Genomic DNA, 12,223 nt, shown 5'->3' with positions numbered 1-12,223 from the left:
TTAGTCCAGCCCCAGCACGCCGCGCAACTGCGCCAAATCTTCCGCCAGTGTGGTGATCGGCCCTTTCAGCGCATTGCGGTCGGCGTCGGTCAACTTATCGTAGGTTTCATACCCGTCTTTAGTGCGGTATTTCGCAAGGATGGTATCCACTTTCTTAAAGTTGGCATCGACTTTCGCCAGCAGTTCGGCGTTATCTTTCTGCAGTTGCGGACGCAGCAAATCAACGATTTTCTGGGCGCCATCGACGTTGGCCTGGAAATCCCACAGATCAGTGTGGCTGTAGCGATCTTCTTCACCGCTGATTTTGCTCGCGGCCACTTCTTCAATCAGCCCGGCTGCGCCGCCGACCACTTTGGATGGCGGGAACGCCAGCTCATTAATACGTGTTTGCAGATCAGACACATCGGAGTAGAGCTGATCGGCATATTTGCCCATGTCCTTCGTGCTGTTATCGCCAAACAGCGCTTTTTCCAGACGATGGAAACCGGTGAATTTCGGATCGGCGGCTTTATGCTCGTAATCATCTTCGCGGGCATCAATGCTGCCATCGAGATCGGAGAAAAGCTCCGCAATCGGTTCAATACGCTCGTAGTGCTGGCGCGTCGGCGCGTACAGCGCTTTCGCTTTTTCAATATCGCCCGCTTTTACCGCCTCGGTGAATGCTTTGGTGCCGGAAACCAGCTGCGCCGTTTCGGCAACCACATACGCTTTATACTCGGTAATGGCTCCGCTCAGGCTCAGCAGCGCGTCACCTTTTGCCGCATCGGCCGTCGCCGCGCCTTTCACCACCAGCTTACCTTTCGGGTTGGTTAACAAACCGCAGGTCATCTCATACTCGCCTGGCTGTAAGTTGGCTGTCAGCTTCTGGCTGAAACCTGGCGCGATATTTTCACGCTCTTCAACCACCATCACGCCTTTGAGGATCTCCCACTCGAGCGCTTTCTGGCTGTGGTTGAGAATAATAAACTGCGTTTTACCCGCGTTAACCGTCAGGTTCATCGGCTCACACTGCTTGTCCGTAACCGTGACTTTCACCTGCGGGATATCTGCAGCCTGCACCGCGAAAGCGCTGGAGATAAATGCCGCCATCCCGGCCTGTAACGCACTACGACGAAAATGAATTGCCATGTCCTTTCCCTTAATTAGTATGTTGTAACTATAAAGCGATCGATTATGGTGCCGCCCGTGAAGGCTGCGCCCCCGCGCGAGGCGGTAAAACAAACATCACCAGCGCCGGGATCAGATAGATAAAGTAAACCACCACTTCGCTGACGCTTGGCGTTTCCTGATAACCAAAAATCCCTTCCAGCAGCGTACCGGTGAGGGAATGCGTGGTGAGCACATTACTGAAATCGAAGGCCACATCCTGAAAGTGGTTCCATAATCCCGCTTCGTGGAACGCGCGGATTGCGCCTGCGGCAAGCCCGGCGGCGACAAACAGAATAAACAGGCTGGTCCATTTGAAAAACGCGCCAAGGTTCAGACGCACGCCGCCCCAGTAAAGCAGAAAACCGAGCACCACCGCCGTGGCCAGCCCCAGCACCGCGCCCAGCGGCGGCCAGACGCCGACATCCTGCTGGAACGCCGCCAGCAGAAAGAACACCGATTCCAGCCCTTCGCGCGCCACGGCGAAAAAGACCATCAGGATCAGCGCCCAACCGTGGTTATGACTGCGCGCCAGCGCGCTGTCGACCGCCTGCTCCAGTTGCACTTTGACGTTGCGCGACACTTTGCGCATCCAGAACACCATCCAGGTGAGGATCACCACAGCGATCACCGCGACAATGCCTTCAAACAACTCCTGCTCTTTTTGCGGGAACTCGCCGGTGGTTTCGTTAATCGCAATGCCAAGCCCAAGACAGAGCGCAGCGGCAAGAAAAACACCAATCCACATCACACTTATCCAGCGCCCACGCTGGGTACGTTTCAGATAACTGGCAATCAGGCTGACGATCAGCGCCGCTTCGAGGCCTTCACGTAACATAATCAAAAATGGAACAAACATGGAGGAAACCCCTAATGTCATGCGCGGTCAACGGTTGCAAAGAAAAGTAAATTGCATTGATAGTGATTATCATTACGGCGCAAGGAAACTCAAGCGAAAAATGTTGAGAATGATAACTGGATGTAACCGCGTAGCAGGCTAACTGTGCGGGTTGGCGCGTTATGCCGAAGTGGCTGAAATAAAGCTAAAATATAGCTTACAAAACTTTAACTTTGTATTTACCCCACTCCGGCGCTATGGCTAAATAAACGCCCCGTTTCGTTTACCTGCAAAATTAAAGACATGACTAACTTCTTCCATTTTTTGCTGGCGCTGGTGGTGATCCTCGCGCTGGCCTGGCTGGTGAGTTTTGACCGCCGGCACATTCGTTTTCGCTTTATCCTGCAATTAATTGTCATTGAACTGGCGCTGGCGTGGTTCTTCCTGCACGCGCAAAGCGGATTAACGCTGATTAAATACGTTTCCGGCTTCTTTGAAGCGCTGCTGAAATTCGCGGGCGAAGGCACCAGCTTTGTCTTCGGCGGAATGAGCGAAAAAGGGCTGGCATTTATCTTCCTCGGCGTGCTGTGCCCTATCGTCTTTATCTCCGCGCTGATCGGCATTTTGCAGCACTGGCGTATTCTGCCCATTTTTATTCGTTTGATAGGCACATTGCTGTCAAAACTGAACGGCATGGGCAAACTGGAATCTTTCAATGCCGTCAGCTCGCTGATCCTCGGCCAGTCGGAGAACTTCATCGCCTATAAAGGCATTCTCGCGGATCTCTCCTCGCGCCGCCTGTTCACCATGGCAGCAACGGCGATGTCGACGGTGTCGTTGTCGATTGTCGGCGCTTATATGACCATGCTGGATGCGAAATATGTGGTCGCCGCGCTAGTCCTCAATATGTTCAGTACCTTCATTGTGCTGTCGGTGATTAACCCGACGCGCCCGGAAGCGGAAGCCGAGGTCAAACTGGAAAAGCTCCACGAATCGCAAAGCTTCTTTGAGATGCTCGGCGAGTACATCCTCGCGGGTTTCAAAGTGGCGATGATTATTCTGGCGATGCTGATTGGCTTTATTGCGCTGATTAGCGCCGTCAACGCCCTCTTCTCCACACTGTTCGGTATCAGTTTTCAGCAGATCCTCGGCTATGTCTTTTATCCGCTGGCATGGCTGATTGGTATCCCGCTTGGCGATGCGTTGAATGCCGGCAGTATCATGGCGACCAAACTGGTGGCGAACGAATTTGTGGCGATGATTGAGCTGCAAAAAATCGCCGCTCAGATGACACCGCGCGGGTTGGGTATTCTTTCCGTGTTCCTGGTATCGTTCGCCAACTTTGCCTCGATCGGCATTGTGGCAGGGGCAATTAAGGGGTTGAACGAGCAACAGGGAAATTCGGTTTCCCGTTTTGGTCTGCGCTTAGTGTACGGCGCAACGCTGGTGAGTTTGCTCTCAGCGGCATTTGCGGGCGTCGTGCTGTAAAAAAATGCCCCTCTCCTGCGGGAGGGGGCATTACATCAGAATTGCACGCAGACCGGCTGATCGACGCGCATCACCGATTCCTGGGCAAAGCGTGATTTGTAGATATCACGCAGCGCACCAATTTTCGTGTCACTTTGCGCATCCACACGGTGGATCAGCATCAGCGCTTTGCTTGGCTCCTTCGACACTTTCCCGTTGCTACCCAGCCACTGTCCCTGCGCATCAAATGTGGTCAACCCGTCACGAAAACGCGGTGTGACATCGTTATCCACATACTGCTGCCACTCCTGCGCGGTAATCGCTTTGCCGCCCTGGCGGGTTAAACCGTAATAGAGCGTGGTTTGCTGCATCTGGTTTTCCGCTTTGCAGGTTTGCGCAGCCGCATTCGGGTGTTTTCCCGCTGGCGAAACACACCCCGCCAGTAAACCCGCCATCATCAATGCAGTGAACCCTGTCTTTAACGTCATGTCGCTATCCTCATTGTTATTCGTTGTGAGATAACAGCGTAATTACAATTATTTAGCAATAAAAAAACCCGCCGCAGCGGGTTTTTCATAAGCGGTTATTTATTCAGCCTGTAAACGCGATGGCGGCGCAGAGCGGTAATGCGCATCTGCCTCGGCAAAACGCTGCTGCATCTGCGCGGAAGGCGCTTTGCCCAGCAGGCTAAACACCACAATGCCGATACTGCCGAAAACAAAGCCCGGAATGATTTCATACAGATCCAGCCAGGCGTAGTGTTTCCAGACAATCACCGTCACCGCGCCGATGATCATTCCCGCCAGCGCGCCGTTACGCGTCATGCGCGACCACATCACCGAGAACAGCACCACCGGGCCAAACGCCGCCCCGAAGCCCGCCCACGCATAACTTACCAGACCCAGCACGCGGTTTTCCGGGTTCGCCGCCAGCGCAATCGCCACCAGCGCCACCAGCAATACCATTGCGCGCCCTACCCATACCAGCTCGCGCTGGCTCGCGCCCTTACGCAAAAACGCTTTGTAGAAATCTTCGGTGATCGCGCTGGAGCACACCAGCAACTGGCAGCTCAGCGTTGACATCACGGCGGCGAGGATCGCCGACAGCAGCACCCCGGCAATCCATGGGTTGAACAGAATTTGCGCCAGCTCGATAAACACGCGCTCGGCGTTTTGATCAACAGCCCCGGCTACCGACGGGTTGTTACTGAAATAAGCGATGCCGAAAAAGCCCACCGCCACCGCGCCCGCCAGGCACAGGATCATCCACGTCATACTGATGCGACGCGCATGGACAATGGTGTGATGGGAATCGGCGGCCATAAAACGCGCCAGAATATGCGGCTGGCCGAAATAACCCAGCCCCCAGCCCATCAGCGAGACGATGGCGACAAAATTCAAGCCTTTCAGCATATCGACGTTTTCAATGCTTTTTTGCTTAATCACTTCCAGCGAATCACCAAAACCGCCGACGGAAATAATGACAATTACCGGCGTGAGGATCAGCGCGAAAATCATCAAACTGGCCTGCACCGTGTCGGTCCAGCTGATCGCCAGGAAACCGCCAATAAAGGTGTAAATAATCGTGGCGGCGGCACCGGCCCACAGGGCGGTTTCGTAACTCATGCCGAAGGTGCTTTCAAACAGGCGCGCACCGGCAACAATACCGGAAGCGCAATAGATGGTGAAAAACACCAGAATCACCACCGCCGAGATAATCCGCAGCAGGCGGCTGTTATCTTCAAAACGGCCGGTGAAATAGTCCGGCAAGGTCAGCGCGTTATTGTTCACCTCGGTGTGCACGCGCAGACGCCCGGCCACCAGTTTCCAGTTAATCCACGCGCCCAGCGTCAGACCAATGGCGATCCAGCTTTCAGAGATCCCAGAGATAAAAATCGCGCCCGGCAGCCCCATCAGCAGCCAGCCGCTCATATCTGATGCCCCCGCCGACAGCGCAGTGACCAGCGGCCCAAGGCTGCGGCCACCGAGAATATAGTCATCGAAGTTTTTCGTCGAACGCCAGGCGACGAAACCGATAAGTATCATGCCAAAGATATAAACAAGAAAAGTCACCAGCATCGGTGTGCTTATTGCCATTAAAAAGTCTCCAGGATCCTTCGTCGGCAAAGGTTGTTTGCCGCGTTTATCCAGCGCCGGAACGGGGCGATGGGGCGTATAGATTATTTGAAGCGCCCGTATCCTGCCGGATGCCTCACTTATTCACAATTGATTTAACACAGCATTTACATCAAATTCATCCCGGCCCTGATAACAATTTCCTATAGGTTGCACTCTGTCACACTTTTAAAGGTTGCACCTTTAAAAAGTGTTATCTGCCGCATAAAACCTGCTTTGCCAGCGAATTATTCAGCGCCCTTAGCAATAACCAGTCGTTAACATTTCATTCATTTCTTACCTTGCCAGCCAGGTCACATTTAACAAGGTTGCACAAAGTTGCAACATGATGGATATTTCTGCCTGAACCGCAAAACAACGTAAAAAACAGGAGCAAAGCATGGGCACCACCACCATGGGGGTCAAGCTTGATGACGCAACACGCGAAAGGATCAAAGCCGCTGCAGCCAGTATCGACCGCACACCGCACTGGCTGATTAAACAAGCCATCTTCAATTTTCTGGAAAAGCTGGAAAACAACGAAGGCCTGCCGGAACTGGCAGCCGCATCAGCCACCGCGCAGGAAGACGACAGTGCCGTTGTGGTTGATGACAGCCACCAGCCGTTTCTCGATTTTGCCGAACAGATCCTGCCGCAATCCGTTTCCCGCGCCGCCATTACCGGCGCATGGCGCTGGGCGGAAACCGATGCCGTGCCAATGTTGCTGGAACAAGCCCGCCTGCCACAGCCAGTGGCGGAAAATGCCCATAAGCTGGCGTATCAGTTAGCGGAAAAACTGCGTAACCAGAAAACCGCCTCCGGCCGTGCCGGCATGGTGCAAAGCCTGTTACAGGAGTTTTCCCTCTCCTCGCAGGAAGGCGTGGCGCTTATGTGTCTGGCCGAAGCGTTACTGCGCATTCCTGACAAAGCCACCCGTGATGCGCTGATCCGCGACAAAATCAGTAACGGTAACTGGCAGTCACACATTGGCCGCAGCCCGTCACTGTTCGTCAATGCCGCCACCTGGGGGCTGCTGTTTACTGGCCGTCTGGTCTCCACGCACAACGAAGCCAATCTCTCGCATTCGCTGAATCGTATTATTGGCAAAAGCGGTGAGCCGCTGATCCGCAAAGGCGTGGATATGGCGATGCGCCTGATGGGTGAACAGTTTGTTACCGGCGAAACGATCGCCGAAGCGCTGGCGAACGCGCGCAAACTGGAAGAGAAAGGCTTCCGTTACTCCTACGACATGCTCGGCGAAGCGGCACTCACCGCAGCCGATGCGCAGGCGTACATGGTTTCTTACCAGCAGGCCATCCACGCCATTGGCAAAGCCTCCAACGGGCGCGGCATTTATGAAGGGCCGGGGATTTCAATTAAGTTATCCGCCCTGCACCCGCGCTATAGCCGTGCGCAATACGACCGCGTAATGGATGAACTCTATCCGCGCCTGAAATCCCTTACCCTGCTGGCACGCCAGTATGACATCGGTATTAACATTGACGCCGAAGAGGCCGATCGTCTGGAAATCTCCCTCGATCTGCTGGAAAAACTCTGTTTCGAGCCGGAACTGGCAGGCTGGAACGGCATCGGTTTTGTCATTCAGGCCTATCAGAAGCGCTGCCCGTTTGTCATTGATTATCTTGTTGATCTGGCGACACGCAGCCGCCGCCGTCTGATGATCCGCCTGGTAAAAGGCGCTTACTGGGACAGTGAAATCAAACGCGCGCAAATGGAAGGGCTGGAAGGCTACCCGGTTTATACCCGCAAGGTGTACACCGATGTTTCATACCTCGCCTGCGCGAAAAAATTACTCGCGGTGCCGAACCTCATCTATCCGCAGTTCGCCACCCACAACGCCCATACGCTGGCAGCTATCTACCAGCTAGCCGGGCAGAACTACTATCCGGGCCAGTACGAATTCCAGTGCCTGCACGGCATGGGCGAACCGTTGTATGAGCAAGTGGTCGGCAAAGTGGCCGATGGCAAACTGAACCGCCCTTGCCGCATTTATGCGCCGGTCGGCACCCACGAAACGTTGCTGGCGTATCTGGTGCGCCGTCTGCTGGAAAACGGCGCGAATACCTCGTTCGTCAACCGCATCGCCGACAACACGCTGCCGCTGGACGCGCTGGTTGCCGATCCGGTGAGCGAAGTGGAAAAAATCGCCGCCCAGGAAGGTCAGGTTGGTTTACCGCACCCGAAAATCGCCCTGCCCCGCGCACTGTATGGCGAAGGCCGTATCAATGCGGCGGGCCTGGATCTGGCGAACGAACACCGGCTGGCCTCGCTCTCCTCCTCGCTGCTCGCCAGCGCGGCGCAGAAATGGTACGCCCGCCCGACGCTGGAACAGGTGGTCATGGACGGCGAACCCGTCGCGGTGATAAACCCTGCCGAACCGAAAGACACCGTTGGCTATGTGGTGGAAGCCAGCGAAGCGCAGGTTAACCAGGCGCTGGAAAACGCGGTTAATCACGCGCCGATCTGGTTTGCCACGCCGCCGCAGGAGCGCGCCGCTATTCTGCTGCGCGCCGCGGTGTTGATGGAAGATCAGATGCAGTCATTGATTGGCATTCTGGTGCGTGAAGCGGGTAAAACCTTCAGCAACGCCATTGCCGAAGTGCGCGAAGCGGTCGATTTCCTGCGCTACTACGCAGGCCAGGTGAGTGCGGATTTCGATAACGAAACGCATCGCCCGCTGGGGCCGGTGGTGTGTATCAGCCCGTGGAACTTCCCGCTGGCGATTTTCACCGGTCAAATCGCGGCAGCGTTAGCGGCGGGCAACAGCGTGCTGGCAAAACCTGCCGAACAGACACCGCTGATTGCCGCTCAGGGCGTGGCCATTCTGCTGGAAGCCGGTGTTCCGGCAGGTGTTTTACAGTTACTGCCAGGGCGCGGTGAAACTGTCGGCGCACAGCTGACTGCCGATCCGCGCGTGCGCGGCGTGATGTTTACCGGTTCTACCGACGTGGCGACGCTGCTACAACGCAGTATCGCCACGCGCCTTGATGCGCAGGGCCGCCCGACGCCGCTTATCGCTGAAACCGGCGGCATGAACGCGATGATTGTCGACTCCTCCGCGCTCACCGAACAGGTAGTTATCGATGTGCTGGCCTCCGCGTTTGATAGTGCAGGCCAGCGCTGTTCAGCCCTGCGCGTGCTCTGCCTGCAGGATGACATTGCCGATCACACGCTGACCATGCTGCGCGGCGCGATGGCAGAGTGTCGCATGGGTAACCCTGGCCGGCTGACCACCGATATCGGCCCGGTGATCGACGCCGAAGCGAAAGCCAATATCGACAAACATATTCAGACCATGCAGGCGAAAGGCCGCAAGGTGTTCCAGGCGGTACGTGAAAACAGCGAAGATGCGCGCGAATGGCGCACCGGTACCTTTGTCCCGCCGACGCTGATTGAACTGGAAAGTTTTGACGAGCTGAAAAAAGAGGTCTTCGGCCCGGTGCTGCACGTTGTTCGCTATCACCGTAACCAGCTGGATCAGTTAATCGCGCAGATCAACGCCTCCGGCTATGGCCTGACGCTCGGCGTGCATACCCGTATCGATGAAACTATCGCCCAGGTCACCGGCAATGCACATGTCGGTAACCTGTATGTGAACCGCAATATGGTGGGCGCCGTGGTGGGTGTGCAGCCGTTTGGCGGCGAAGGGTTGTCCGGCACCGGGCCGAAAGCCGGTGGGCCACTCTATCTCTATCGCTTATTGGGAAGCCGCCCGGAAAACGCGGTGCTGAAAACCCTCGCCCGGCATGACGCGCAACACCCGCTGGATGCTCAGCTTAAAACGTCGCTGCAGCAACCGCTGGAAGCCTTGCATGCGTGGGCGAAAGATAACTCCGCGCTGCAACAGTTGTGTACGCAGTTTGGCGAACTGGCGCAGACCGGAACCCAGCGTCTGCTGCAAGGCCCGACGGGTGAACGCAATAGCTGGACGCTGGCACCACGCGAGCGGGTACTGTGCGTAGCGGATAACGAACAGGACGCGCTGATTCAACTTGCAGCCGTCATCGCCTGCGGCAGCCAGATGCTGTGGCCGGACGATACGTTGCACCGCGATATGGAAAAACAGTTGCCGGAAAGCGTCAGCAAACGTATTCAGTTCGCCAAAGCCGATGCGTTAATGGCGCAGACGTTTGATGCGGTGATTTTCCACGGCGATTCCGACCAACTGGTGGCGCTGTGCGAAAACGTCGCCGCACGCAATGGCGCGATTGTGTCGGTACAGGGCTTTGCACGTGGTGAAACCAACATCCTGCTTGAACGCCTGTGGGTAGAACGCTCGCTGAGTATCAATACTGCCGCTGCCGGTGGCAACGCCAGCTTGATGATGATTGGCTGATGTTGTCCATTCCTGAAAAACCGTCTGGAAATGACAATAAAAAAGCGCCTTACGGCGCTTTTTTTCTGAGCGTCAACCCGACATCCCCGCCGGGATGCACCGACAGTAACGTCTCTTTTGAATAGCCGCTTTCGCTCATCAGGCAGGCGCAGGCGGCATCGAAAATCGCCAGCGTCAGCACGATGGAGGTGGTCGCCAGCATATTAAGCGGATCAATTTCGCGCTGCACGCCGGTGGAAATCACCAGCCGCGCGGCCCGGGCGATCGCGGAATCGGCGTTTTCCGTCACGCTAATCAGCGGCACGCCCTTTTGTGCCAGCCCCGGCAGCAGCCGCGTGAGCTCATCGGAATTACCGCCGCGCGACAACATAATGACCAGGTCGTTGCTATCCAGAAACCCCAAATCACCGTGCGCGGCATCCGTGGCATTCAGATAGATGGCCGGGCGTTCGATGCACGCCAGCATATGAGCAATCTTGCGTGCCGCAATGCCGGAGGTTCCCACGCCGGTAACCGCAATTTTGCCACGACAACCGCGCAGCTCGGCCATTAATGCATTCCACAGCGCATCGTTAAGATGGTGGCTTAACGCCGCCATCTCTTCGCTATAGATTTGCCAGCCGTCGCAGGCCTGACGCCAGCTGTCGCTCATGCCTCCTCCTGCATCAGTTGGCGGTATTTCATGTGATCCTGGTACATCTCATGAAAGACCGTGTATTTGCGATCGTAATACTGCTTGATGCGGTTAGTTTGCGGCGTCACCGTCTTGCCAATGCGGCTCATCGCCGACATGGCTTCCGGGAAGGTATCAAACACGCCCGCCGCCACGGTGCCCATCATCGCGCCGCCGAGCAGCATCGCTTCGCTCTCTTCCGGCAACAACATCGCGCAGCCGGTGGCATTAGCATGTTCCTGAACAAAGATCGGGTTCTTGGTGCCACCGCCGCTCGCCATTACCGTGTCAATGCTGTAACCACTCTGATTCATGGTTTCAATAATATGCCGCGTACCGAGGGCAATCGCCTGAATGGTCGCCAGATAATGCAGCGCCATATCCTCCGGCGTACGCGACAGTTTCAACCCGCTGATCACGCCGGTTAACGTCGGGTTCGCGCGCGGTGAACGGTTACCGTGGAAGTACGGCAAAATGTGAATATCACGCGTTAAAAACGCGATGTTTTCCGGCTCGCCCGCCATCTTGCGCAGCAGCGCATTCAGCACTTCATAGATGGTTTGCCCTTGCGCTTTCGCCTGAGCCAGCAGCGTTTCGTAACAGGGATGGGACTGGATCATATGGTCGATTAACGCCCCGGTCGCCGACTGCCCGCCTTCGTTGAGCCAGTAGCCTGGTAACACCGCCGAGTAGTAAGGTCCCCACACGCCGCCGATAAAGCGCGCCTGCGGTGAAATCGCCATATGGCCAGTAGAGGTGCCGCCAATTAGCGCGATACGCCGGTCGAAATCCGCCATTTCACCCGAAGGCCCGCTGGCGCCGAGCGTTCCCAGCGTGCCTGCGTGGGCATCGATAATCGACACGCTGACCGCCGTGCCGGGCATCAGCCCCATTTCTGTCGCTGCACGCTGCGTCAGTCCGCGACCCAGCGGCTCGCCCATGGTTTTCACGTAGCGGCCGATTTTCTCCGCGTCGTGCTCCAGCAAATCTTCAAGGCCAATCTGGCGGAAATAGCTGGTGTCCCACTTATCCTCATGACCCATATAGGTCCATTTACACACCGTGGAACACAGGGATCGGGTGTCATCGCCCGTCGCCCGCCAGGTAAGAAAATCCGGCAGATCGAAGTAATATCCGGCGTTGGCCCAGGTGTTCGGCATGTGCTGTTTTAACCACAGCAATTTCGGCGTTTGCATCTCCGGCGAGATGATCCCGCCCACGTAATCCAGCACCCGGTGGTGCGTGGCGTTGATACGGTTCGCCTGCGAGATGGCGCGGTGATCCATCCACACAATAATGTTCTGCTCGCTGCGACCGGAAGGGCTAATGGTCAACGGGTTGCCCTCTTTGTCGAGCACCACCAGCGAACAGGTCGCGTCAAAGCCGAGGCCTTTAACCTGAATCGGGTTAATGTCCGCCTGGTTCACCGCATCGCGTACCGCGTTGCACACCGCCTGCCAGATATTGTCGGAAGATTGCTCAACAAAGTCGGCCTGCGGGCGGTAAATCTCAATCGCCCTGCTCGCCTGGCTGACCATTCTGCCGGTCAGATCAAAGACGCCTGCACGTGCGCTGCCGGTGCCCACATCCACACCAATAAAGTAGCTCGCCATTCTTTTTCTCCCGCT

General features: G+C 56.2%; 8 protein-coding genes. 2 read left to right on the top strand and 6 right to left on the bottom strand.

Features of this window, described 5'->3' with window-relative positions:
- Both efeO and efeU read right to left on the bottom strand, forming a co-directional pair.
- Positions 1-1,128: an iron uptake system protein EfeO gene (gene efeO / locus IP581_RS08260; RefSeq protein ID WP_193822244.1), complete on the bottom strand. Its 1,128-nt coding sequence runs from the start codon at positions 1,126-1,128 to the stop codon at positions 1-3.
- Positions 1,129-1,171: 43 nt separating this feature from the next.
- Positions 1,172-2,005: an iron uptake transporter permease EfeU gene (gene efeU / locus IP581_RS08255; RefSeq protein ID WP_086872084.1), complete on the bottom strand. Its 834-nt coding sequence runs from the start codon at positions 2,003-2,005 to the stop codon at positions 1,172-1,174.
- A gap of 282 nt (positions 2,006-2,287) precedes the next feature.
- On the opposite strand from efeU, the gene IP581_RS08250 reads away from it, so the two are divergent.
- A complete protein-coding gene (locus tag IP581_RS08250) occupies positions 2,288-3,472 on the top strand; it encodes a NupC/NupG family nucleoside CNT transporter (RefSeq protein ID WP_086872082.1) in 1,185 nt (394 codons plus the stop codon).
- A 35-nt stretch (positions 3,473-3,507) separates the two neighbouring features.
- Here the strand turns inward: IP581_RS08250 and IP581_RS08245 are convergent, their stop codons facing one another.
- Positions 3,508-3,939: a DUF3574 domain-containing protein gene (locus IP581_RS08245; RefSeq protein ID WP_193822243.1), complete on the bottom strand. Its 432-nt coding sequence runs from the start codon at positions 3,937-3,939 to the stop codon at positions 3,508-3,510.
- Positions 3,940-4,038: 99 nt separating this feature from the next.
- A complete protein-coding gene (putP, locus tag IP581_RS08240; protein ID WP_086872076.1) occupies positions 4,039-5,547 on the bottom strand; it encodes a sodium/proline symporter PutP in 1,509 nt (502 codons plus the stop codon).
- Positions 5,548-5,965: 418 nt separating this feature from the next.
- On the opposite strand from putP, the gene putA reads away from it, so the two are divergent.
- A complete protein-coding gene (gene putA, locus IP581_RS08235) occupies positions 5,966-9,922 on the top strand; it encodes a trifunctional transcriptional regulator/proline dehydrogenase/L-glutamate gamma-semialdehyde dehydrogenase (RefSeq protein ID WP_193822242.1) in 3,957 nt (1,318 codons plus the stop codon).
- 49 nt (positions 9,923-9,971) lie between these two features.
- Here the strand turns inward: putA and IP581_RS08230 are convergent, their stop codons facing one another.
- Both IP581_RS08230 and IP581_RS08225 read right to left on the bottom strand, forming a co-directional pair.
- On the bottom strand, positions 9,972-10,574 hold the full coding sequence (locus IP581_RS08230) for a KpsF/GutQ family sugar-phosphate isomerase (RefSeq protein WP_193822241.1): 603 nt from the start codon (positions 10,572-10,574) through the stop codon (positions 9,972-9,974).
- Positions 10,571-12,208 carry an FGGY-family carbohydrate kinase gene (locus IP581_RS08225; RefSeq protein ID WP_086872070.1) on the bottom strand — a complete coding sequence of 546 codons (1,638 nt, stop codon included), beginning with the start codon at positions 12,206-12,208 and terminating at the stop codon, positions 10,571-10,573. Before IP581_RS08225 ends, IP581_RS08230 begins: the two co-directional genes overlap by 4 nt.
- Between the last annotated feature and the right edge of the window lie 15 nt (positions 12,209-12,223).

The sequence above is a fragment of the Kosakonia pseudosacchari genome (assembly GCF_015167415.1).
Classification (GTDB): Bacteria; Pseudomonadota; Gammaproteobacteria; order Enterobacterales; family Enterobacteriaceae; genus Kosakonia; species Kosakonia pseudosacchari.
This window is presented reverse-complemented; position numbering and strand designations above follow the sequence as displayed.